Origin of the sequence: Salinibacterium sp. M195 (assembly GCF_019443965.1) — a bacterium.
Lineage (GTDB): Bacteria > Actinomycetota > Actinomycetes > Actinomycetales > Microbacteriaceae > Rhodoglobus.
Genome location: NZ_CP040814.1, coordinates 168598 through 191011, shown reverse-complemented (window position 1 = coordinate 191011; position 22414 = coordinate 168598). Strand labels below are relative to the sequence as shown.

General features: G+C 60.5%; 28 protein-coding genes. 13 read left to right on the top strand and 15 right to left on the bottom strand.

The features are described from left to right. Positions 1–19: 19 nt before the first annotated feature. Together FFT87_RS00935 and upp are read right to left on the bottom strand one after the other, a co-directional pair. The gene (locus FFT87_RS00935) at positions 20–814 is read right to left on the bottom strand and encodes a winged helix-turn-helix domain-containing protein (protein WP_219949527.1); all 795 of its coding nucleotides are present in this window, start codon (positions 812–814) and stop codon (positions 20–22) included. A gap of 331 nt (positions 815–1145) precedes the next feature. Continuing rightward, positions 1146–1778, bottom strand: a complete 633-nt coding sequence (upp, locus tag FFT87_RS00930; protein WP_010205346.1) for a uracil phosphoribosyltransferase — start codon at positions 1776–1778, stop codon at positions 1146–1148. Between the two features lie 64 nt (positions 1779–1842). On the opposite strand from upp, the gene FFT87_RS00925 reads away from it, so the two are divergent. Next, positions 1843–2274 (top strand): nucleoside deaminase, encoded by a 432-nt coding sequence (locus FFT87_RS00925; RefSeq protein ID WP_219950640.1) that lies wholly within the window; start codon positions 1843–1845, stop codon positions 2272–2274. Between the two features lie 37 nt (positions 2275–2311). Here the strand turns inward: FFT87_RS00925 and FFT87_RS00920 are convergent, their stop codons facing one another. Together FFT87_RS00920 and FFT87_RS00915 are read right to left on the bottom strand one after the other, a co-directional pair. Next, positions 2312–2695 carry a hypothetical protein gene (locus FFT87_RS00920; protein ID WP_219949526.1) on the bottom strand — a complete coding sequence of 128 codons (384 nt, stop codon included), beginning with the start codon at positions 2693–2695 and terminating at the stop codon, positions 2312–2314. Positions 2696–2712: 17 nt separating this feature from the next. Next, a complete protein-coding gene (locus FFT87_RS00915) occupies positions 2713–3675 on the bottom strand; it encodes a cation diffusion facilitator family transporter (protein WP_219949525.1) in 963 nt (320 codons plus the stop codon). Between the two features lie 23 nt (positions 3676–3698). Here FFT87_RS00915 and proC point away from each other — a divergent pair, with 23 nt between their 5' ends. Continuing rightward, positions 3699–4526 (top strand): pyrroline-5-carboxylate reductase, encoded by an 828-nt coding sequence (gene proC, locus FFT87_RS00910; RefSeq protein ID WP_219949524.1) that lies wholly within the window; start codon positions 3699–3701, stop codon positions 4524–4526. A gap of 73 nt (positions 4527–4599) precedes the next feature. Here proC and FFT87_RS00905 read toward each other — a convergent pair whose 3' ends face one another. From FFT87_RS00905 to FFT87_RS00880, 6 genes are all read right to left on the bottom strand, one after another. Then, entirely contained in the window at positions 4600–5847 is a 1248-nt protein-coding gene (locus tag FFT87_RS00905) for a sugar ABC transporter permease (RefSeq protein WP_219949523.1), read from the bottom strand. Continuing rightward, the gene (locus tag FFT87_RS00900) at positions 5844–6668 is read right to left on the bottom strand and encodes an ATP-binding cassette domain-containing protein (RefSeq protein ID WP_219949522.1); all 825 of its coding nucleotides are present in this window, start codon (positions 6666–6668) and stop codon (positions 5844–5846) included. Before FFT87_RS00900 ends, FFT87_RS00905 begins: the two co-directional genes overlap by 4 nt. A 97-nt stretch (positions 6669–6765) precedes the next feature. After that, entirely contained in the window at positions 6766–7845 is a 1080-nt protein-coding gene (locus FFT87_RS00895) for a sugar ABC transporter substrate-binding protein (RefSeq protein ID WP_219949521.1), read from the bottom strand. After that, on the bottom strand, positions 7842–9053 hold the full coding sequence (locus FFT87_RS00890) for an ROK family transcriptional regulator (protein ID WP_219949520.1): 1212 nt from the start codon (positions 9051–9053) through the stop codon (positions 7842–7844). Before FFT87_RS00890 ends, FFT87_RS00895 begins: the two co-directional genes overlap by 4 nt. A gap of 50 nt (positions 9054–9103) precedes the next feature. Beyond that, positions 9104–9775, bottom strand: a complete 672-nt coding sequence (locus tag FFT87_RS00885; RefSeq protein ID WP_219949519.1) for a TrkA family potassium uptake protein — start codon at positions 9773–9775, stop codon at positions 9104–9106. Continuing rightward, the gene (locus FFT87_RS00880) at positions 9768–11189 is read right to left on the bottom strand and encodes a TrkH family potassium uptake protein (RefSeq protein WP_219949518.1); all 1422 of its coding nucleotides are present in this window, start codon (positions 11187–11189) and stop codon (positions 9768–9770) included. The genes FFT87_RS00885 and FFT87_RS00880 overlap by 8 nt, the downstream gene beginning before the upstream one ends. An 82-nt stretch (positions 11190–11271) precedes the next feature. Here FFT87_RS00880 and FFT87_RS00875 point away from each other — a divergent pair, with 82 nt between their 5' ends. The 3 genes from FFT87_RS00875 to FFT87_RS00865 all read left to right on the top strand — a co-directional run bounded on the left by FFT87_RS00875 (position 11272) and on the right by FFT87_RS00865 (position 12320). After that, positions 11272–11754 (top strand): helix-turn-helix transcriptional regulator, encoded by a 483-nt coding sequence (locus FFT87_RS00875; RefSeq protein WP_219949517.1) that lies wholly within the window; start codon positions 11272–11274, stop codon positions 11752–11754. Positions 11755–11888: 134 nt separating this feature from the next. After that, the gene (locus FFT87_RS00870; RefSeq protein ID WP_219949516.1) at positions 11889–12083 is read left to right on the top strand and encodes a helix-turn-helix domain-containing protein; all 195 of its coding nucleotides are present in this window, start codon (positions 11889–11891) and stop codon (positions 12081–12083) included. Positions 12084–12221: 138 nt separating this feature from the next. Beyond that, positions 12222–12320 carry a 30S ribosomal protein bS22 gene (locus FFT87_RS00865; protein ID WP_003792170.1) on the top strand — a complete coding sequence of 33 codons (99 nt, stop codon included), beginning with the start codon at positions 12222–12224 and terminating at the stop codon, positions 12318–12320. A 106-nt stretch (positions 12321–12426) separates the two neighbouring features. On the opposite strand, the gene FFT87_RS00860 is transcribed toward FFT87_RS00865, so the two are convergent. Further along, on the bottom strand, positions 12427–13191 hold the full coding sequence (locus FFT87_RS00860; RefSeq protein ID WP_219949515.1) for an HAD family phosphatase: 765 nt from the start codon (positions 13189–13191) through the stop codon (positions 12427–12429). Between the two features lie 18 nt (positions 13192–13209). On the opposite strand from FFT87_RS00860, the gene FFT87_RS00855 reads away from it, so the two are divergent. Both FFT87_RS00855 and FFT87_RS00850 read left to right on the top strand, forming a co-directional pair. Beyond that, positions 13210–13473, top strand: coding sequence for a glutaredoxin family protein (locus FFT87_RS00855; RefSeq protein ID WP_219949514.1), 264 nt, complete (start codon positions 13210–13212; stop codon positions 13471–13473). Next, on the top strand, positions 13470–13769 hold the full coding sequence (locus tag FFT87_RS00850; RefSeq protein WP_219949513.1) for a Dabb family protein: 300 nt from the start codon (positions 13470–13472) through the stop codon (positions 13767–13769). Before FFT87_RS00855 ends, FFT87_RS00850 begins: the two co-directional genes overlap by 4 nt. A 37-nt stretch (positions 13770–13806) precedes the next feature. Here FFT87_RS00850 and FFT87_RS00845 read toward each other — a convergent pair whose 3' ends face one another. Together FFT87_RS00845 and aspS are read right to left on the bottom strand one after the other, a co-directional pair. Next, positions 13807–14097: a hypothetical protein gene (locus FFT87_RS00845; protein WP_219949512.1), complete on the bottom strand. Its 291-nt coding sequence runs from the start codon at positions 14095–14097 to the stop codon at positions 13807–13809. A gap of 84 nt (positions 14098–14181) precedes the next feature. Then, positions 14182–15510, bottom strand: coding sequence for an aspartate--tRNA(Asn) ligase (aspS, locus tag FFT87_RS00840; protein WP_219949511.1), 1329 nt, complete (start codon positions 15508–15510; stop codon positions 14182–14184). Between the two features lie 66 nt (positions 15511–15576). Between aspS and FFT87_RS00835 the strand changes: the two genes are divergently transcribed. From FFT87_RS00835 to ccsB, 5 genes are read left to right on the top strand one after another with little or no spacing between them, the layout of a single operon-like run. Beyond that, positions 15577–16212 (top strand): histidine phosphatase family protein, encoded by a 636-nt coding sequence (locus tag FFT87_RS00835; protein ID WP_219949510.1) that lies wholly within the window; start codon positions 15577–15579, stop codon positions 16210–16212. After that, positions 16209–16799, top strand: coding sequence for a TlpA disulfide reductase family protein (locus FFT87_RS00830; protein ID WP_219949509.1), 591 nt, complete (start codon positions 16209–16211; stop codon positions 16797–16799). The genes FFT87_RS00835 and FFT87_RS00830 overlap by 4 nt, the downstream gene beginning before the upstream one ends. Continuing rightward, the gene (locus FFT87_RS00825) at positions 16799–17542 is read left to right on the top strand and encodes a cytochrome c biogenesis CcdA family protein (protein WP_255559991.1); all 744 of its coding nucleotides are present in this window, start codon (positions 16799–16801) and stop codon (positions 17540–17542) included. The genes FFT87_RS00830 and FFT87_RS00825 overlap by 1 nt, the downstream gene beginning before the upstream one ends. 40 nt (positions 17543–17582) lie before the next feature. Next, positions 17583–19151, top strand: a complete 1569-nt coding sequence (locus FFT87_RS00820) for a cytochrome c biogenesis protein ResB (RefSeq protein ID WP_219950638.1) — start codon at positions 17583–17585, stop codon at positions 19149–19151. Further along, complete coding sequence (gene ccsB, locus FFT87_RS00815; protein ID WP_255559989.1) at positions 19148–20167, top strand: c-type cytochrome biogenesis protein CcsB; 1020 nt, start codon at positions 19148–19150, stop codon at positions 20165–20167. Before FFT87_RS00820 ends, ccsB begins: the two co-directional genes overlap by 4 nt. An 87-nt stretch (positions 20168–20254) precedes the next feature. Here the strand turns inward: ccsB and FFT87_RS00810 are convergent, their stop codons facing one another. Both FFT87_RS00810 and FFT87_RS00805 read right to left on the bottom strand, forming a co-directional pair. Continuing rightward, positions 20255–20869: a hypothetical protein gene (locus tag FFT87_RS00810; protein ID WP_219949508.1), complete on the bottom strand. Its 615-nt coding sequence runs from the start codon at positions 20867–20869 to the stop codon at positions 20255–20257. A 51-nt stretch (positions 20870–20920) separates the two neighbouring features. After that, a complete protein-coding gene (locus tag FFT87_RS00805) occupies positions 20921–21913 on the bottom strand; it encodes an o-succinylbenzoate synthase (RefSeq protein ID WP_219949507.1) in 993 nt (330 codons plus the stop codon). Positions 21914–21955: 42 nt separating this feature from the next. Here FFT87_RS00805 and FFT87_RS00800 point away from each other — a divergent pair, with 42 nt between their 5' ends. Continuing rightward, the gene (locus FFT87_RS00800; RefSeq protein ID WP_219949506.1) at positions 21956–22372 is read left to right on the top strand and encodes a 1,4-dihydroxy-6-naphthoate synthase; all 417 of its coding nucleotides are present in this window, start codon (positions 21956–21958) and stop codon (positions 22370–22372) included. The last annotated feature ends 42 nt before the right edge of the window (positions 22373–22414 follow it).

Genomic DNA, 22414 nt, shown 5'->3' with positions numbered 1-22414 from the left:
CGGGCAATGCGTTCGCAGCCTAGATAAAGTCGGGGCTCGGGGTCGAAGCGAAACGTACCGAGACATCCGGATGACGGTCGTAGCGGTATCCGATGCCACGAACCGTACGAACAACATCTTCGTACGCGCCGAGCTTGGAGCGAAGGCGACGGATGTGTACGTCGATGGTGCGCTCGTTGGGAGCTTCGTCGTCTTCGGCAGACCAAAGAGTCGAGATTAGCTGGGCGCGAGCGATCGTCTGGGATTCGCGCAGGATGAGGAACTGCAGCAGCTCGAATTCTTTGTAGGTGAGCGCTGCAGGTTCGTCGTCGATGAGCACGCGCTTGCGGGAAAGGTCAACGACGACGCCGCTGGCTGGCTTCTCGACTGGCTCTTCGGCCTGGCGGTGCTTGGCAAGAGCTGAGGGGTCTTGAAGGGCGAGGCGCACGACGTCGACGTCGCGTCCGCCGGCGCCCACCGGGGCGAGGGCTACAGCGGCGTGTGTTTCGGAGCCCGGCACGAGTTGCTGCGTGAGGAGTTTGAGCTGCTCAACAATGGCGCTCAGGTCAGTGCCGGCAGCTGCTGCCTTGAGCTCGTCGATGCCGACGTACAGCACAAAGCCGCGGGCTTCGGTTCCCTGAGGTACAGCGCGAAGGCGAGGTGCCTCGGCTGCGGGCGCGGCAGGAACGGCGGGAGCCGCAGCTGCAACAGGGCGAGTGTCGCGCGCTGGCTGCACGGCAAGTGACAGCTCACGAGCTACGTGAGTTGGCGCAAGGGCGGGGGCCGCCGGAGCGAAAGAGGTGCGAGGGGTACGTTCGATGGTTGCGAGAGACATGGTTCCAGAAATCCTTGGAGAAGGGGTGAAGGGCCTCTGATGATGAGGGTGTGATCCTTCGGAAAAAAACAAATGTGACAAGTGAGATAGACGCCGTTATGAGGACGAAGATCTGGGGGCGCTAACTCTGGTGAAAACGCCCGGCGCTGGTTGGCCGACTAGGCACACATTCGACAACACGAAACGTCGCTAGCCACCGCAGTGCTCGAAAGCATCGCGCTAGCGGTCCTGGAAGCCACGAGGGCGGTCAGGTCGCGAGTTTGTACAGTCATGGTTGCAATGATGTTTCATGCAGCGCGCCTCTGTCAAGTTGCGCGCCCAATTTTTGGAGTTAGACGAGTCCGTAGAGTCGGTCGCCAGCGTCGCCAAGTCCGGGAACAATGTAGCCGTTCTCGTTGAGGCGTTCGTCGAGGGCGCCGAGCACGATCGTGACGTCGCGGCCTTCCATGGCCTTTTCGACGGCGGCGAGACCTTCGGGGGCTCCGAGGATGCAGACGGCCGTGACATCCGTAGCGCCGCGGTCCAAGAGGTACTGAATGGCGGCGATGAGTGAACCACCGGTAGCGAGCATGGGGTCGAGCACGAAGCACTGGCGGTTCGACAGGTCGTCGGGCAGGCGTTCGGCGTAGGTGTCTGGCTGCAGGGTTTCTTCGTTGCGCACCATGCCCAAGAATCCAACCTCGGCGGTGGGAACGAGCTTCACCATACCTTCGAGCATTCCGAGACCGGCGCGCAAGATGGGCACGACAAGAGGCTTGGGGGAGCTGATGGCGACACCCGTGGTCTTGGTGACCGGTGTCTCAATCTCGACCGCTTCGACCCGCACAGAACGGGTGGCCTCATAGGCCAGAAGGGTCACAAGTTCTTCCGTCAGCGCCCGAAAAGTGGGGGCCGCGGTGTTCTTGTCGCGCAGCACGGTGAGCTTGTGCGTGATGAGCGGGTGGTCGGCAACGTGAACTCGCATAGGCTAAATCTACTTGAGGTCAGCGCCTATAGGAGAACCGATTGTGACAAAGTTCGATCAGTGGATGACGCGGGCTATCGCCGAGGCGAAGCTCACGGCCGATTCTGCCGACGTTCCTGTCGCCGCTCTCGTCTTCGATGAGCACGACAATCTGGTCTCCATCGGGCGCAATGAGCGGGAGCTGACGGGCGACCCCACGGCGCACGCCGAGGTTGTGGCGATCCGGGCTGCTGCCGCGGCCACCGGTTCCTGGCGGCTCGACTCGATGACTCTCGTGGTAACTCTTGAGCCGTGCACGATGTGCGCTGGCGCGATTCTGCAGGCCCGCATCCCGCGCGTGGTGTTTGGGGCGTGGGACGAAAAAGCCGGCGCATCAGGCAGCGTTAATGATTTGCTGCGTGACCGCCGGCTTCCGCACAAGGTTGAGGTTGTTGCGGGCATCCAAGAGGCTGAATGTGCGGCCTTGCTTACGGATTTCTTCGAAGCCCGCCGCTAGCCCGCTGGGCGTCGCTAGGCCGACGGACCACCCTGGCTTAGTGCCAGAGCACCGCAACGAGCACGTTGATGAGGGCACCCATGCCGGCGAGGTGCAGGAAAGGCAGCGCGGCCTTCTTCTCGCTTGTTCCGGCAGTCAACGCCTTGGCCTGGCGCGAACGGGCGACAAGAACCGACACCAGTACGACGATCGCGAAGACCAGCTTCACGGCGATCTTGGCGTTGTTGACCTCTTCGTCAGCCATCTGGAGAAGGCCTACGAGGGCGAGGCCGGTCACGAGCTGAGTGATGGCACCGATGAGCATGGTGCCGAACTCGAAGCCTTGCTTGCGGCGCAGCTGGAGGGCAAATGAGCCGATGATCAGCGCGAGGCCGAGGATGTGGAAGACGACGAGTACAGAAATTATGGGTTCAACGTTCATGGTGTCGGGTGCTTTCTTTAGTCGTTGCCCTTGATGACTATGGCATCAGTGGGTGGAGCGGCTTCGGTGGGGCGGCGGTAGACGTCGGGTTCGATGTAGATCACGCGGGCCATGGGCTCGGCCTCCCGAACGTTGCGTTCGACACTATCGATGCTTTCGGCCACATCCACGAGTCGGGTTTGAGAGCCGAAATCAACTTTGGCAGCCACCATGAGCTCTTCGGGGCCAAGGTAGAGCGTCTTCATGTGGATGAGCGAGCGCACGTCGGGGTGCGCGTTGATGGTGTCGCGGATCAGGTTGCGTTGTTTTACCGTTGCGCCTTCGCCGACGAGCAGGCTCTTTGTTTCGATGCCGAGAATGATGGCGACGATGATCAACAGGATTCCGATGGCAATGGTGCCGATGGCATCCCACAGCGAATCGTCGGTAATGATCGTGAGACCGACTCCGAAGAGGGCGAGCACGAGGCCGAGCAGTGCTGCAACGTCTTCGAGAAGCACGACGGGCAGTTCGGGAGCCTTGGCGTGGCGGACGAAGGCGATCCAGCTTTGCTTGCCGCGCACCAGGTTTGATTCACGAACAGCGGTGCGCAGCGAAAACGACTCAAGAACGATCGCGATCAACAGAACGGTGATCGGCAGCCAGGCTTGCTCGAGCGGGTGGGGGTCTTGCAGCTTGCTGACACCCTCGTAGAGCGAGAAAACGCCACCAACCGAGAACAGGATGATCGAGACAACGAAGGCGTACACGTAGCGCTCACGGCCGTAGCCGAACGGATGCTCGGCATCCGCGTGCTTCTTTGCTTTCTTGCCGCCGAGCAGAAGAAGGGCCTGGTTGCTGGTGTCGGCAACCGAGTGCACGCTCTCAGCGAGCATCGAACTGGACCCGGAAATCAGAAACGCAATGAATTTGGTGACAGCGATTCCGCCGTTTGCCAACATTGCCGCGAGGATTGCTTTGGTTCCGCCAGACGCGCTCATGGGATCAATCCTAGGATGTTCACGTGACTACTTCTCTTCCAAGCATTGCAATTGTCGGCGCCGGATCAATGGGGGGTGCAATCCTGCAGGGTCTACTTGACCCTTCGGTGACCGTAACCGGGGGCATCCGTGTGACGAACCGCACGGAAGCGAAGGCTGCCGCCGTGCGTTCAGAGGGCGTTGAGTCGTTCGCTTTGGAGAATACTCCCGACGGCAATGCTCGTGCTGTGAAAGGTGCCAAAGTGGTTATGCTCGGCGTGAAGCCGCACATGATTCCCGACACCCTCGCCGAACTCGCCCCGTTCCTTGAGCCAGACGCGATTGTGGTTAGTGTCGCCGCCGGCGTCACAACCGCGCGGATGGAAGCCATCGTCGACAACGTTGTGTTGCGTGCCATGCCCAACACTCCCGCGATCGTCGGCAAGGCCGTGACCGGACTCAGCGCCGGATCTCGCGCTACCGAGGAAGATCTCGCCATTGGCCGTGCCGTTTTCGGCACCGTCGGCGCTGTTGTCGAGACTCCCGAATCGCAGATTGATGCGCTCAGCACCATCTCCGGATCGGGCCCGGCCTACGTGTTCTTGATTCTCGAAGAATTCGCGCGCACCGCCGTTGACATGGGGTTCACCCCCGAGCAGGCGCTGACTTTGGTGGCGGGAACGTTTGAGGGTTCATTGGCGCTGTTGGCGTCATCCGACAGTTCGCCAGCGCAACTGCGTAAGCAGGTTACGAGCCCCAAGGGCACAACCGAGCGTGCGGTTGAGCAGCTTCAAGCTGCAGACCTCAAGTCGATTTTTGACAAGGCAACCGCTGCAGCTCTGGCTCGCGCAAAGGAACTGGCAGCAGGCTAGCTGTCCCGTTGCTCGCTAGCGCCTACACAGCGCTAGTGAGCAGCACAACCCTCGTAGCGCGCGCGTTGTGCCGTTAGAAGCGGCCGTGCAGCGCGCGGGAGCGGCGTGAGAGCGAATCGATGATCACGGCGAGCAGCAATACGGCTCCGGTGACCATGTAGCGCACCGAAGAGTCGAGATTCAGCAGGGTGAGCCCGCTGGAGATCGACTGGATGACGATGATGCCGAGCAGGGCAGACCAGGCACTTCCGCGCCCGCCGAAGAGACTCGCGCCGCCGATCACCGCTGCGGCAATGGCCGTGAGGTTTGTGTCACCGCCACCGCTGCTCTGGCTCGCAGCCCCGAGGCGTGATGCGGCAAGCACGCCGCCGAGCATCGCGAGAACCGCGCTGATCATGAACACCGAAATGTAGACGCGGTCGACGCGGATGCCGGCACGCCTGGCTGCCTCGACGTTGCCGCCGATCGCATAAATCGAGCGCCCCCAGCGCGTGCGCTTGAGCACGATGTCGACGACTATGACCAGCACCACGAAGAGCAAGAACATGAGTCCGATGCCGCGGTCGAGGTTGAGGTACCACGCCGAAAATACCAGAGCAACGATCAAGAGCGAGCCTCGCAGCAGGATTCCCGTGCGTGACTCTGGCAGCAGACCAGCGCGCAGGCGACGGTTGGCGAGCGACAGCCGGGAACCGACGTACACGAGCGTCGCGAGGGCCGCCAAAACATAAGACAGCCATGCGGGCAAGAACATGAGCTGGGCGAATTGCACTATCCACGAGTCATAGGGGAGATTGATGGAACCCAAGCGGCCAAGCACCCACAGCTGCAAGCCAAGCACGCCAAGGAGGCCAGCCAGGGTGATCACAAAGCTGGGCACCCCAAAACGAGTGAGCAAGAATCCGTAGAACCCGCCGAAGATGGCGCCGGCCGCCAGCGCCGCGAGAATCGCCAAGGGCAATGGCCAGTTCAGTTGCGTGAACGTGACAGCGAGAATTGCGGCCGCAAGTCCGGAGAGCGAGCCAACCGAAAGATCGATTTGGGCGAGCAGTAACACGAGAACCACGCCGAGGGCAATGGTGCCAAGGGCGGCGCTCTGCATTGCGAGGTTCACGAGGTTGGCGCTCGACAGGAAAGTGGGATTCAGGATCTGAAAGACGGTCCAGATGATCGCGAGGCCCACGACGACGGGGATCGCGCCCAAGTCGCCACCGCTCACGCGAGCGCGGAAAGCCGCCAAAGTCTCGGCGATGCCCGTCGCCGGTGCTAGCTCCGCAGCAGGAGCGGTCGTGCGCTGGGGTCGCGGCGTGGAGGCGCTCATGAACTGAGTCCTTCCTTGGCGCGAGTAAACGTCGTGCCATGCAACTGTGCACGCCGCGTCACCGCGTTATCGGTGGCGCCAGTGATCGCTGCGATGATGTCTTCGTAAGTGACATCGCTCACCACGAAATCGCCGTTGTTTCGACCGAGTCGCAACACGACAACGCGATCGGCGACAGCCTGAACATCGGCCATGTTGTGGCTGACCAGAACAATGCCGTGCCCGCGCTCGCGGAGGGTTTCGATAAGGTTCAGCACTTCAGCAGTCTGGGCAACGCCGAGGGCAGCGGTTGGCTCATCGAGCACAACAATCGAGGGGTTGCCGATGAGGGAACGCGCAATGGCGACGGTCTGCCGTTGCCCGCCAGAGAGCCCGGCGACGGGGGTGCGCACAGACGGGATCTTGGCAGAGAGTTGCCGGAGCAATTCCCACGTGCGCTGCTCCATCTCAACTTCGTCGAGTGCGCGGGTGCCGAGTTCGCGGCCGAGAAAAAGGTTGGCGACAACGTCGAGGTTGTCGCACAACGCCAAATCTTGGAACACGGTGGCGATTCCGAGATCGCGGGAGTCGGTCGGGTTCGCGAGCGAGACGACATCACCGTAGTGAGTAATGGTGCCCGCGCTCGCCGGTTGAACGCCGGCCAAGACTTTGACGAGGGTCGATTTGCCTGCACCGTTGTCGCCAACGATCGCGACGACTTCGCCTGGATAAATATCGAGCGAAACATCGATCAACGCCTGAATGGCACCGAACGATTTGTTCACTCCGCGCAGCGAAAGGATGGGGGCATCATCTGACATTGCCGGTGTGACTTCGGTCATAAGCTGCTCTCTTTCCTGCTCGGATCGTTCAGGCGCACAGCGTTCAGGAACACATCGTTCAGGCGCAGTGCGTGCACATCGCCGCTGGTTTTCTGGGTCATCCTGTGATCCCCGCTGCGGCACACGCTTGTGCGTATTCTGAGGTGCAGATCTGCTCGACCGTATAGAAGCCATCGGCCACCACAGTCTCCATGATGTTGTCGATGGTGACGATCACGGGGTTGAGCAACGTCGTCGGGATGCCGTTGGTCTCTTCGCTCTGGCCGACAAGCGGTACTCCGTTGAGCAGCGATACGGCGTGGGTGGCGGCAATTTCTGCTTCGCGCTTCAGGTCCTTGTAGATCGTCATGTACTGGTCGCCACTCACGATGCGCTGGATGGCCGTGAGTTCGGCATCCTGCCCGGTGACAAGAGGCAATGGGCTCACTCCGCCGGCTTTGAGGGCGGCAATGGCGCCGCCGGCAGTGGCATCGTTGGCGGCGTAAACACCGACGAGCGTATCGCCGTGCTGGGTGACTTGGCTTGCTACCCATTCTTGAGCTTTGTCTGGGCTCCAATTGGGAGTGTCAAACTCCGCAACGACGTCATACGCGCTGCCGTCGATCACGCTGTGGGCGCCCTTTTTGAACAGTCGCGAATTGTTGTCGGTTGGGGCACCGTTCACCATCACGATGTTGCCAGACGAGAGCCCTTGGGCGGCGAGCCCCTCCACGAGCGCTTTGCCCTGAAGAGCACCAACTTTTTCGTTGTCAAACGAGACCCAGAACGCCAACTCTGGGCTGCCGATGAGCCGGTCGTAGGAAATAACAGGCACCTTGTGGGACTGCGCTGAAGCGACAATCGTCACCGCTGCTGATGAGTCAACCGGGTCAAGCACGAGCACACTGATTCCTTGAGCGAATGCTGACTCTGCTTGTTGTTGCTGCTTCGCTGGATCCTGGTCGGCGTTGGCATAAATTACCTCGCACTGCGGGCAGAGTTCGGCAATCTTCGCTTCGAAGAATGGGCGATCGTAGGCCTCATACCGTGCCGTCTTTGACTCGGGAAGCAGCAAGGCAATGCGATATTCGGCGCCAGCACCGCTCGCCCCAATCATGGTGCAGCCACCGAGAAAGAGCATGGCGAACAACAGTGAAGCGAGTAGCCGCGCTAGTCGCCGTGAGTACGTGCGCGTCATGCGGAAACCGTTGAGGTCATGGTGCTGTCAGTACCGATGGTGTCTGCACCGATGGTGAGTTGGTCGATGGCGAACGCAATGGTGCCGAGCAGCTCTGTTCGCTCGCCAAGCTGGCTCTGCACAAGATCGGCAGCCCGCTCCGGCCCAACGATGACAGCCCGCTCCATGGCGTGGCGCATCGGTCCGAGTAGTAGCTCTCCAGCCTGCGAAAGTTCTCCGCCCACCGCGATGCGGTCGGGATCGAAAACGTTGCAGAGGTTGGCGGTGGCGATTCCGAGGTGGCGACCGGCATCAGCAATCGCACGGATGCACGCATCGTCGCCGCCGATCGCTTTCACGACAACATCGTGCAGCTTGAGCCCGCGACGGCCAGCGCGCACCGAATCGATGATCGCTTGTCCACCGACGAGCGTTTCGAGGCATCCGCGGTTTCCACAGCGGCACAAGGGGCCGTCTTCGTTGAGAACCATGTGTCCGAATTCGCCGGCGGTTCCATTGTGTCCACGAAAGACAGCGCCATTCAGGATGAGACCAGCGCCGATGCCTTCGTCAATGCTGATGTACAACGAGTTGGGCTTGCCCCGCAATGCACCGGAACGATATTCGGCGAGTGCCCCCATGTTGGCGTTGTTGTCGACAAAAACGGGGCTGTTGAGCCGGATGCCCAGGGACTCTGCCACGGGCACACCATCCCAGCCGCGCATGATTCCGGTGCGACTGATGGTTCCCGTGGTGATATCCATCGGTGCGGGCATTGCCAACCCCACCGCGAGAATTTCGTCATGTGTTGCGTCGACAGATTCCAGCATGTCGGTGATCAACTGCGCCGCGCGGTTGAGCTCGTTGTCGGCGCGATGGTCTTTCGCCAACGGCATGTGCTGTTCGGCAACCACAACGTGCGCGACATCGGAGAGAGCGACGCGCATGTGACGTTCAGAAAAATGCACACCAGCGACGAGGCCGAGCGCGCGAGCCAACGTCACTTGATGAGCGCGCCGCCCGCTGCGGGTGCTCATGTTCGTCGCTAGTACTCCAGCGGCGACAAGTTCCTTGACGATATTGGAAACAGTGGCGGGCGAGAGGCCGGTTACGCCGGCCAGCTCGATCTGAGTGAGCCCGCCGTGATGCTTCACCGCGTCGACTATGCGAGCGCGGTTCGCTTCGCGGAGCGAAGATTGCGACCCCGGGGTCGCCCGTATTTTGCTCACTGAATCAAGATACAGGTAGGCCGGGTCAGAAAATCAGTCCACAAACGGGGCTAACTAGCCAGCGTTGCGAACTTCTCGATGTCTTCTGAGTTGCCGCTGACGATGACCAGGTCGTGATTCGAGATCACCGTCTCTGGCGTGGCATAAGTGAAATCTTTTCCGGGAGATTTCACTCCGACAACGGTAATCCCGTACTTGCGACGAACTTGCGACTCGCTGAGCGGCACTCCGCGAATCGGCTTCGGTGGGTACATCTTGACGATGGCGAAGTCATCATCGAATTCGATGAAGTCGAGCATCCGACCGGAGACCAAATGGGCAACCCGCTCGCCTGCCTCTGCTTCGGGGTAGATCACGTGGTTGGCGCCGATGCGATTCAGGATCTTGCCGTGCGAACGGCTGATGGCTTTGGCCCAGATTTGCGGAATCTTGAGGTCAACGAGGTTGGCGGTTATCAGCACGCTCGCTTCGATTGACGAACCAACGGCGACGACAGCGATAGAAAAGTCTTCTGCACCAATCTGGCGAAGTGCATCGATGTTGCGAGCATCGGTCTGCACCGCGTGAGTCACACGCTCCGACCACTTTTGAACCAGACCGAGGTCTTCGTCAATCGCGAGAACTTCGCGATCGAGGCGCTGAAGCTGACCGGCAGTCGCGGCACCAAAGCGGCCAAGACCGATCACTAGTACCGGCGCATTATGCGGAATCTTGTCAACCAACGATGGGCCTCTCTTCTGCTCTCGTGAACAACTGACGGCGCTGACTTGCCGCAAGGGCTGCCGCCAGAGTAACCGTTCCTACTCGCCCTGCCCACATCGTCGCGGCGAGAATGTACTTACCGCTGTCTGGCAAGGTTTCGGTTAGCCCCGTCGAGAGCCCACAGGTGGCAAAGGCTGAAATCACATCGAAGAGCACGCGATCGAGCGGTTCCTTCGTTATCTGCAGAATGGCAACGGTGGAGATAGCGACAATTGTTGCTCCCCACAGCGTGACGCTGACCGCGAGTCGAAGTACGTCGGTGGGGATACGGCGCTCAAAGGCGTGCATGTCGTTGTCGCCGCGAGCCTCAGCGAGCGCGGCCAAGAACAGCACTGCCAGAGTGGTGACCTTGATGCCTCCGGCAGTGGATGCCGAACCGCCGCCCACGAACATCAGCATGTTGAATACGAGCAGAGTCGACCCATTGAGCTCGTTAATGTCGATGGGGGAGAAGCCGCCAGACCTTGTCATTGTCGACAGGAATGTGGCAGTGAGAGGTCGAGAGATGAGGCTTTGGTCGCCGATGGTATTGGTGTTGTTCCACTCGAGCACAATGACGGCTATCGCCCCGATAACGATCAGCAGCAGCGTTGTGGCGATCGTGAGTCGAGCGTGAACCGACAGTCGCGCGCCGTTCTTGAGCTTGCGTACGACCGCGAAAATCACGGGGAAACCGAGACTACCCAAGAAGACGCCTGTGCCAATGGCGCCAAGCATCCACGGGTCTTGAGCGAATATTTCCATTCCGCCGACTGACGGGACGAAACCGGTGTTCGTGAAAGCGGAGGCCGCAAAGTAAAAGCCTTGCCAGATGGCGGGCCACACATCGAAGCCTTCGACCAGGAGCCTCGGGATGATCACGAGCGCCAACACAAATTCGATGGCCAGAGCGCTGATTGCGACCGTGGCGAGGAGCCCGCCAATTTCGCCCAAGCGGATGGCCTGCGACTCAGAAACAGGGCCAACGTGAATGCGTGATGGGTTCGAATCGCTAGCGGCGATCAGGCGTTGGCGAAGGCCGAGTCGGCGAGAGACGACGAGCCCGAGCATGCTGGCGAGCGTGAGCACGCCGATTCCGCCGACCTGAAGGCCGATCAGGATCGCGGTGTTTCCAAACGCTGACCAATGGGTAGCCATGTCGAGAGTCGTGAGTCCGGTGACGCAGATTGCGGAGACGGCGGTGAAGAGGGCATCAACGAGGGGAGTCGCTTGCCCGTCACGGGCCGAGATAGGCAAGACGAGCACGGTCGTGAGCAGCACGACAAGAGCGGAAAATATGGCGATGGCGAATCGGGCAGGCGTCGCTGCAGCGAAACGATCAATCAGGTCTCGTACTTGACCGGCAATACTGCGATCACGAGTATGTGCACGCATGGGTGCCCGCGGACTCATAGTTTTCTCTCCCCACGCACAGGAGGCCATGGTACTACCCAGCAAGCCCGACTACCCTGATGCAATGGCCGACATCTTTGACGTAGTAGCCGATTCGACCCGGCGTAGCCTTTTGACGGTGCTGCTTGAGCAGTACATCGCCTCCGATTCTCCGAGCGGCGAGCTCAGCGTGAGCGAGATTGTTGAGAAGCTCGCTCTGAGCCAGCCGACGGTCTCCAAGCACCTTAAAGTGCTGCGCGATCATGGTTTGGTGTCGGTGCGTGAAGAGGGCCAACATCGCTATTACCGCTTGGATTCTTCCCCTCTTGAAGAGGTTGAAGATTGGTTGATTCCGTTCTTGAGCGCCGACTTCCATGACGACTTTGATGACGAGGTTCGTTACTCCACTGGTGCATTCGCTGCATGGTCAGGTGCGGATGTCGGAGACAACTTTGGGCGTCAGGTCGCAGAGCGTACCTACAAGGCTCGTTCAGCGCTGCACGATGTCGGTGAGGCTGCCAAGCAGCTGCCCCGAAACGTGCGCTCTCGCATTTTTGGCAACGATTAGGCCGCAGGCGCGCCGCAATTCACGTTCTAGGGGTGGACACCGAGTCACACCAGCCCCTATTGTTACCGATTAGCACTTCAGTCACACGCTGAGTGTGTTTTCACGACGACTGTGAACTAAAAGGGGCTAGTCCAATGTCACGGGATCTTACGGAGATGCGCTTTCTCACTGTCGCTGAGGTGGCTGAAATGATGCGCGTCTCGAACATGACCGTGTACCGCCTAGTTCACTCGGGGGAACTCCCTGCAGTGCGTTTCGGTCGGTCATTTCGCATCCCGGAATCGGCCGTAGCCAGCGCTGTTTCTCCCTCGATATCTGAAGTTGGCTAACAGCTAGCACTCAGGCTAAGTTCACTCTCGGTTCATCGAGTCTTCAAAACCCGCCCGGTGCGGTAAACTCTTCCGGTATGTCTTTCCGCGGTTCTGAATCGGACCGGGTCGGTTCGTTCAGAAATCAGTGAGGTCCCTATGGGTTCAGTCATCAAAAAGCGTCGCAAGCGTATGGCCAAGAAGAAGCACCGCAAGCTGCTTCGTAAGACGCGCCACCAGCGCCGCAACAAGAAGTAAGTAGTCCCCACGACTATTGACCGTCCTTAAGGGCGGTCACACCGTTGAACACCCGAACGTTCATCTGAGCGATCGGGTGTTCGGCGTTAACGTCGAGTGCTCGATATCAGCGTCGGCTCTTGCGAACTGTTTTGGCTTCTCGCTTTACTCGCTTCTTCGCCTCTGTGAGGCCAACGCGACTGAGCGGCAGAATTTGCCACCCCATTTTTTGGGCATGACTCGTCAGCTTCGCATCCGCATTCACTGCTACACGGTTTCCGACTGCGCTCAGCAGAGGGATGTCGTTGCTGGAGTCGGAGTAGGCCCAGCATTCAGCGAGATCGGCTCCGACTCGCTCAGCGAGCCCTGTGGCGACGACGGCCTTCTCGGCACCGTGAAGCACGTGCCCGTCGAGTTCGCCCGTCAGGAGACCATCTTTGGCGTGCACGCGGGTTCCCAGCGCGCCGGTGAGCCCCAGACGGGCGGCGATCACTTCGGCGACGAACTGCGGAGTCGCCGTGATCAGCCACACCTCGTGACCTTTGGCGAGGTGTTCCCGAGTGAGATCGACGGTTTCTTGCCACAGGTTGGGCAAAATATCGCGCTCATAAATCTGCTCGGCCAGCTGAAACAGAGTCTTCTCGGATTGCCCGCCCACTATCGCTAGTGCGCGTTCGCGCGCCGACGCCATGTGCTTGTGGTTTTCGCCAACAGCGATGAACCGAAACTGATGCCAAGCAAAACGGGCGATATCGCGCCAGCCGACCATCCCGCGGCGCCAGGCTTCCTTGGCGAGGTAGTAAACGCTCGCCCCGCGCATCAGAGTGTTGTCCACGTCAAAGAAGGCCAGAACCACGTTCTGACTCGATGGGGGCGACGTTACCTCTGGCATTCGCATTATTCTAGGGTCGTGCCCACGAAACGTCTCGTATTGATTGGAAAACCAGGCTGTCATCTCTGTGATGACGCCAGGATTGCGGTCACTCATGTCATCGCTGCGCTGCCCCCTGAGCTCTCGGTCGAGTTCACGGAACAGTCAATTATTGATGACGAGGAACTTCATGCGAAGTACCGGGATGAGATCCCTGTCGTGCTTATCAATGACCGCGTACACACCATCTGGCGTGTCGACCCCGAGCGGCTTCGCGCCGCACTTCAGGAGGAAATCGAATGATCCGTCACGTTGTCATGTGGAAGCTCATCGCCGAAGACCCTGCAGGCCAGAGAGCCGCAGTTGATGCAATGGCAGCGGCACTTGAGCCGCTTGCCGGCAAGATTGAGGGCCTTGAAAGCCTGATCGTTCGCCACGATGCGGGCAACGCCGATGTCAACTGGGATGTCGTGCTCATCTCGGAGCACACCTCACCAGAAGCTCTTCTCGCGTACGGAACCCACCCTCTTCACGACGGGCCAGCGGCCATCGTCAAAGCAAACACGCGCGAGCGTGCCTGCGTCGACTTCGAGTTCTAGCGACTGCGCGGTAGCGCTACGTGCCTCGGCGGTAGCGCTACTTCTTGATAGCGATCGGGCCGGTCAGATGGTTCTTGATCGAGTCACGCTCTGCGGCCAATGACGCGAGCGTTCCGCTGTCGAGACCCGGCTGAAGCATCTCGTCGAACGGGTTACCAAGCCCGCTCTTCGAGTGAACAACTTCTGCATAGTTCGTTGCCGCTGCGGCAACCTGAGCAGTAGCGCGTTGAGCCTTTTTAAGGGAAACGGGCTTGCTCCCGACAACCTCAGCGTGCTTGTTGAGCGCTTTTTTCAGGTCTTTGAGAGCCGCATCAATTTTCTTTGACATGTCGTCATCCTGCCTTAATTGGCTATGCGCTGGCTATGGGTTCGGTGTGTCGAGCTGTGAGGCCCTCGCGAGCCCCAGGCGCGGCTACGGAGTGAGACGGGTTGGCCCGCGGAACAGGTACGTTGCTTCACGCAGGTTGGGCAGTCCGAGCATGAGCATCAGCACACGGCCAAGGCCCATGCCGAAGCCACCGTGCGACGGTACGCCGTAGCGGAAGAAGTCGAGGTAGAAGTCGAGCTCGGCAGGGTCTATGCCCTTGTCGCGAATCTGCTCTTCGAGCACGTCAACGCGGTGCTCGCGCTGGGCGCCAGTGGAGATCTCGACGCCGTTGTACACGAGGTCGTAGCTGTTCGTGAGGCCGGCATCATCCGCATGGCGCATGTGATAAAACGGGCGGATGCTCGCGGCGTAGTCGGTCAAGAACACGAAGTCGTGGTCGAAAGTTTCTTTCACGTAGGCGGCGATCTGGCGCTCGCCCTCCGGGTCCATGTCGGCGTCGGCGCGGGGCACCGTGTAGCCGCGGTCGCTCACGATCTGCTTAGCCTCGGCCAGCGGGATGCGGGGGAACGGCGTGGTCGGAACCGTCAGCTCAATGCCGAACAGCTTCTCGATCTCTTCGCCGTGCTTGTCTTTGACAGCCTGGAAGCCAATGACCATGAGCTCTTCGTGCATCTTCATGACGTCTTCGTGGCTGTCGATCCAGCTGATTTCGTTGTCGACCATCGTGAACTCGGTGGCGTGACGCGAGGTGAAGCTGGGGTCTGCGCGGAAGCTTGGGGCGATCTCAAAGATCTTGCCGAAGCCGGCAGCCTGCGCCATCTGCTTGAAGAACTGAGGGCTCTGCGCGAGGTACGCCTTCGTGTCGAAGTACTCGACCTCGAACAGCTCAGCCTTCGACTCGCTTGCGCTTGCCATGAGCTTGGGGGTGTGAACCTCAATGAAGTCGTTCTCGACCCAGTAGGTGCGCCAAGCGTGCTCAAGCGTGGTCTGGATGCGGAAGATGAGGTTGTTGCGCGGAACGCGAAGGTCGAGGAAGCGCCAATCCATGCGCTTGTCAACGCTGGAGTCCTCGGCAATGGGAGTCTCGGGGATAGCCTCAGCAGCGATCTCGAGGCCGTCGAGCTTGATCTCAACGCCGCCGAGCTTCACGCGCTCGTCGTGCTTCAACTCACCGGTTGCGGTGAGGAAGGTGCCTTGGGCAAGCCCAGAGATGATGTCGGCGAGAGCGTCCTCAGCCGGAGTGCCGTCTTCGTTGAATGAGCGGGGGTGAACAAGCTGCACCCCACCCGACTCATCGCGCAGTACGACAAACTGCACCTTCTTTTGATCTCGGACCTTATCGACCCAACCCGAAACAGAGATTGCTCCGTCGGTCGCTGCGGCCAAGTTCTTAATGAGGGTGCGTGTAGTCACAGCGCTGAGTTTACAAGGGATCGCGCGAGGGAAAGTGCGGAAGTCAGCCGACGTAGACTGAATACCGTGCCAGCAGACCTCATCCATCTCGTCCGCCACGGCGAAGTACACAATCCTGACCGCATTCTTTACGGTCGGCTTCCCGGGTATCACCTCAGTGAACTCGGCCACAGAATGGCAGACCTGGCCGCCGCGAGCCTTGCCGATCGGCCGCTTACGGCGCTCTACGCGAGCCCTCTGCAGCGCGCCCAAGAATCAGCGCAGCCCTGGGTCGACCGCTACAAGCTCGACATCGTCACCGAAGAGCGCATCATTGAGCCCCACAACTGGTTCGAGGGCGGTCGCTTGCGGTTTCCGCAGGTTCTTGGCCAGCCGCGGGCATGGCCGCACCTGATCAACCCGCTCAAGCCCAGTTGGGGCGAGGCCTACGTGAGCATCGAAGCCCGGATGCTCGCTGCCGTTGACGAGGCGTGGTCCGCGGCCGATGGCGGCGAAATTGTCATGGTCAGCCACCAACTGCCCATCGTTGTTGTAGCCCGTTCCGTGAAGAAAATGCGGCTCGCCCATGATCCCCGCAATCGTCGCTGCACGCTCTCCAGCATCACCACTCTTGCCCGCGACGGCGACGTGTTCGTCGAGGTTGACTATCAGGAACCTGCGGGAGACTTGCTTGCAGCATCCATCGATCTAGGAGCAGTGTGAACCGCCGTCTCATCGCCGTCGTTCTGGCGGTCTCCGCTCTCGTCCTTGTCTCGTGCTCGAGCGCCAACGAAACGCTTGCCGAGCAGTACGAGAACGGTTCAGAAGAGGGCTACATCTCCGGCGACGGCTCGACCGTCGAGATCCCCGCGAGTGACCGGGACGAACCCGTGAGCTATGAGGCGACGCTCGACAACGGCGAGATCATCACCAGCAGCAGCTTCGCAGACTCCGTTTACGTCGTGAACTTTTGGTACGCCAGTTGCCCGCCGTGCCGCCTCGAGGCCCCTGATCTTGCGGAGTTGAGCGTCGAATATCCCGATGTTCCGTTCCTCGGCGTTAACGTTTCCGACACGGCTGAGAGCTCTCGGACCTTCGCCACTGAGTTCGGTGTTCCCTACCCCTCCGTTCTCGATGCCAAGACCGCTGGCGTGCAATTGGCGTTCGCCGGTTCTGTACCGCCCAACGCCGTGCCGACCACTCTCGTTGTTGACCGTGATGGCCGAGTCGCCGCTCGCATCAGCGGACTCGTGCGTGATCCGAGCATCCTCGCAGCGATGATCGACTCTGTCGTCGCTGAGGGCCAGTAGTGTCGAGCCCCATCGGCGAGCTCGTTCTCGGTGGCAATCTTCTTATCGTGATCCCGATCGCGATACTCGCGGGACTCGTGTCATTTGCGTCACCGTGCGTGCTTCCTCTCGTGCCCGGCTACCTCGGCTACATCGGCGGCTTCACGAGCGCCGAAGATAAGGGCAGCACGAAACGACTCGTTCTTGGCGTCGGATTGTTCATCCTGGGCTTCACGATAGTTTTCGTTGCCTTCACGGTGCTCTTCGGCACCGCAGGCCTCTTGCTGCGGCCGTGGCTTGACCTCATCACCCGCATCGCTGGCGCACTCGTGATCGTGATGGGACTCGTCTTTATCGGGCAGGTCACCTTTGCTCAGCGCACGATCCGCCCGAAGATGAAAGTGGCGACCGGCCTGGCTGGTGCGCCGCTGCTCGGTATCGTCTTCGCTCTTGGCTGGACGCCATGCGTTGGCCCGACGCTCATCGCCGTTGGCAGCATGGTTCTCGATGGGGGAGACCCCGGCCGGGCAGCCATGGTTGGGGTTGCCTACAGTCTCGGTCTCGGCATCCCGTTCCTGCTGGTGGCGCTCGGGTTGAACTGGGCGACGACGTCAGTGACGTGGATGCGTCGCCACATCCGTATTATCAACTTGGTCGGCGGGGCGTTGCTCGTGCTGATCGGAGTACTCATGGTCACCGGCGTGTGGCGTGTAATCGTGACAAGTTTGGGGGCGGTGATCGGTGGCTTCGACACACTCCTCTGATCCGGTGACGGGTGGAGACGCATCGCGTCCAAGCGACCATATGGATGCGCCAGCGCAGCAGAGCAAAATCCAACAGCCGAAACTGAACTTCGCTGGGTACGCGCGATTTTTCTGGCGTCAGCTCACGAGCATGCGCACGGCGCTTTTCTTGCTCTTGCTCTTGGCGGTTGCAGCCATCCCCGGGTCCTTGGTTCCCCAGGTTAGTTCCGACCCCAACGGCGTCATCGCCTACCGCCGCCTCTACCCCGACGCCGCGGCGGTGCTCGACTTCTTTCAGGTTTTCACCACCTACACCTCGGTGTGGTTCTCGGCGATTTACCTGCTGCTCTTCATCTCCCTCATCGGCTGCGTGCTGCCGCGTACGAAGCATCACTTCGATGCCCTTCGCGCCCGACCGCCCAAGACGCCTGCCCGGCTGTCGCGCCTCGAAGGTTTTACGACCCGCACGACCGAAGCGGATGCCGCTACCGCTGTCGATTCTGCTCGTCGCCAGCTGCGTTCGCAGCGCTACCGCACCGAGCTTTATAGTGATTCGGTCAGTGCGGAGCGTGGCTACCTGCGCGAAACGGGAAACCTCATCTTTCACTCGGCGCTTGTTGGCGTTCTGCTTGCCGTCGGACTGGGCGGCGGATTCGGCTACACCGGTCAGCGCGTTGTTGTCGAGGGCTATGCGTTCAGCAATTCGCTCGCCAGCTATGACTCGTTCAACCCTGGCCGTTTCTTCACTGACGAGGCTCTCGACCCGTTCACGATCGCCCTCGATTCCTTCGTTCCGGTCTATGAGCAAAGCAACCGCCGAGCAATTGGGCAAGCAATCGACTACACCGCCAACGTCACTACGACGTTGCGGGGCGCCAGCTCGGAGACAGCACGAATCAAGGTCAACGAGCCATTGAGCCTGAGCGGCACCAACGTCTATCTTCTGGGGAACGGCTACGCGCCAGTTCTCACCGTGCGTGATTCTGACGACAGCGTCATCTGGTCGCAGCCAACACCGTGCCTACCGTTCGACGCCAACCTCGGCAGCACGTGCGTTATTAAGATTCCGGATGGCCTCGGGAAGCAAATCGGTATGCTCGGCTTCCTGTATCCGACGACGGGCACTCTCGACTCAGGCGCGCTCGCCTCGGTGTACCCCGACCTTGTTTCTCCGACGCTCACGTTGGAGGTTTACGAGGGTGACCTCGGTCTCGACAACGGTTTGGGAACCAACGCCTATGCCCTGAACACTGACTCTCTTGAGCAGGTCGCCGGTAGAACCTCCGACGCCGAGACGATCCGTTTGACTCCCGGGGATCGGGCTGAGCTGCCTAACGGCCTAGGCAGTGTTGAGCTCGCGAGCATCCCCCGCTTCGCTTCGTTGGACGTTCACCACGACCCCTCACAATTGCCCGTGTTGATATTCGCAATTCTGGTGATTGCAGGGCTCGTGACGAGCCTGTTCATTCCGCGCCGACGGATGTGGGTTTCGGCAAAAACCGACGCATCAGGAACGACAACGATTGAGTACGCTGCCTTGGCGCGCGGCGACGACCCCAACCTTGATTCGGCGGTCGCCGAGTTCGCCGATAAACATTCCCAGCAACTGAAGGTTAGGGTGGATTCGTGACTGAGACCTTGGTGTCGTATTCCCTGATCGCGATCTACTCTGCGATGGCGATCTATACGTTGGCGTTCGTGATGTTCGCCGTCGATGTGGCGCGCCGTTCGGTGGAGTCAAGTGATGCCGCCGCGGACGCGACGGGGCTCAGTGCCTCCTCTGCCCGCCGCACCGGAATTATCGAGGCGGCTTCAGCGGATTCGCCGTACGCGACCACGACCACCACGCTGATCGGCGATGACTCGTCGAGCGCCGACGGCAAGCCTGTGCGACCGAGCTCACCCAAGTACTTGCGTTTGGCTATGGCCATGACGGTTATCGCTTGGCTGCTTCACGTCAGCGCGGTTGTCCTCCGTGGTGTTGCAGCGAACCGCGTTCCGTGGGCCAACATGTTCGAGTTCACGCTCACCGCCACTGCCATCATCGTTGGCGTGTTCCTTCTGGTGCAGTTCTGGCAAGACCTGCGCTTCTTGGGCTCCTTTATCACCGGCTTCTCGCTGATCGCCTTGGGCGTCGGCACATCGAGCTTCTATGTGGATGTCGTGCCACTGCCGCCAGCGTTGCAGTCAGTCTGGTTGGTCATCCACGTCTTCGTCGCCAGCCTCAGTACCGGCGTCTTCGCGCTCGCTGCCGGGCTCTCAATAGTGCAGCTCATGCAAGCGCGTCGGGAGTCGGGCAAGGCACTGAAGCTTCGCTTCCTTGACACGTTGCCGGCCGCCGAGCGACTCGAAACTTTGGCCTACCGTCTGACGGTTGTCGGCTTTGTCATGTGGACGTTCACCCTCATCGCCGGTGCCGTCTGGGCTGAGCGTGCGTGGGGACGCTACTGGGGTTGGGACACCAAGGAAGTCTGGACGTTTATCATCTGGACCATCTATGCCGGTTACATCCACGCTCGGGCAACGCGCGGCTGGCGCGGCTCACGGTCAGCGTGGCTAGCGATCGTCGGCTTTACCGCCATTGTCTTCAACTTCACGATCGTCAACCTGTTCTTCAAGGGACTGCACGCCTACTCCGGGCTATAGAGCGCCGAACGAGAAACGCTGGGGCCGCACCGAGCGACACCCCAGCGTTTGATTGTGGGAGCCGTTGAGGCTCACGAGTTGAGCCGCCTAGCTGGCCGGCGTCAACTGCATGGGCACGCGCGGGTTGCCCTCGCCAGTGTCGAAGTGAAGGATCGGGCCAACCTCGCCGCACTCGTACGGTGCCGAGTTGATGGGCGAACTCGACATGAAGTCACCGAACAGGTCGGTGCCATCCATAGTGACTCCCGAAACCGAGACGCTCACCGCGACGTCGCTCACGTCGTGGGAAGTCGTGATCTCGGTGTCCGTCGCGGAGTAGTCTCCGGTGACCCCGCCAGTGATCGTGCCTTCGCCCTCGGTGCCGGCGACCTGCAAGATGATCGCGAAATCGGGCGTGTAGGTGTACCCGCTGTTTGTAAATGCAAGTCCCGTTCCGCCCTTGACGGAAATGTCGACGTTCTCGTTAGAACCACTCACGGCCGAATAGAAGCCCTGCATCTGGTCTTCAGCGATGAACCAGTCGCCGATCAGGCACTCGGGGCCGCTCGGCGCCACCTCTTCCGCCGGAGCGGAAGCCGCGGCATCCGTTTCAGAGTCCGTCGCGACCGGGGAGGGCGCCGGCGTAGCGCAGGCGCTCAACAATCCAACCCCGAGCATGCTCAGCACAGCAAGGGGCACAGCGCGGTGCGACAGGACAGTCATATTCACTCCTCGGAAAGCGATCAACGCAGCCAAGCCTAGTGAGCGTGAAAGTTACTGCGGTGAGTAGTTTTTACCTAGTTCATGGCATCGCTCGAGTCGGGATAGCCACCACTGAGTGCGTTCGGCGTTTGCGGCCCAGCGCGTCAGCAACGCCTCTTCTGCGTCCACCCGTCGAACCTCGATGCGTCCGCCACGCGCGCGCAGCGGAGAAGAGGTGACGTCAGCGGCGAGCAAGGATGCCGTCGCCAGTCCGCAGTCGAATTCGAGAGTGTCGACCGCTGCGGCCAGGTGCGCCCCCATGGCAAGCCCCACAGAGGTCTCAAGGGCGCTGGAAACCACGATCGGAAGACCAGCCTCGGCGGCGACACTGAGCGCACGAGAGATGCCTCCAGAAGGCTGCGCCTTGATCACGATCAGGTCGGCAGCTCCCGCACGGGCAACAGCCAGCGGGTCGGCAGCTTTGCGCACACTCTCGTCGGCAGCGACAGGGATTCCCATGTAGGCGATGCGTCCGCGTAACTCGCTCAGCTCTTCGACTGTGGCGCACGGCTGCTCGACATACTCGAGGTCGAACTCAGCCAAAGCGTGCACCGCGCGCTCGGCCTCGTCGACCGTCCACGCCCCATTGGCATCAATGCGAATGCGACCGGCCGGCCCCATTACGCGACGCACCTCAGCGACCCGCGCGATGTCATCCGCGAGGCTCTGATCGAACTCAGCAACTTTGACTTTGGCCGTTCGGCAGCCGTCGAAGCGCTCAAGCACTGCCTCAACGAATTCGGCAGCGACTGCGGGCACCGTAGCGTTCACCGGAATGTGGTCCCGCTTGAGTGGGGGAGTCTCATTCCAGGCGTAATCAATCGCTGCCATTAGCCATGTGCTCGCCTCCGCATCGTCGTACTCGACAAACGGGGAGAACTCGCTCCACCCTTGAGGGCCGCGAAAGAGCAACGCTTCGCGCTGATCGATGCCGCGAAAGCGGGAGGTCATAGGAAGGGACACTACGCGTGCGGTGTCGAGAATTTCGTTCACTGAAGGGAACATGTTCCTAGTCTGACAAGTTCCACCGTCAGATAGGGTTATTGCGTGACTAATCCGGGGGATATTGAGCGTGTCGCGACCAAAGTCGTGCCGTATTACGTCGTCGGCGTTGTCGATGACGTAGCTGAAGCGCCCAGCGGCACCGAGCAGAATTCGGCTCCCGAAGCGGAGCCGGTCATCCGTCGGCGACGACCGACCTGGGTGGGGTTTATCGCCGCGCTTCTCGGGCTTTCCACGGTTGTTTTGTTCATGATCGCCATGATCGTTTCGGCTGGAGGAGACTTTCCGGCCGGAACCATGCTGGCGTACACCACCATCGTGGTGTCGATCTCTGCGGTCATCACCGCCGTCATCTGCCTCATTTTGGGGTTACAGCGTCGTTGGGCAGCATTCGGACTCGCTTTGGCGATCTTGGCGAACCCTCTCGTTGTGTTGAACGTCTTTCGTTTCTTCAGCAGCTAGGCCGTTCTGGAGCTAGGTCGTTCTGCGGCCGGATGGTTAGGC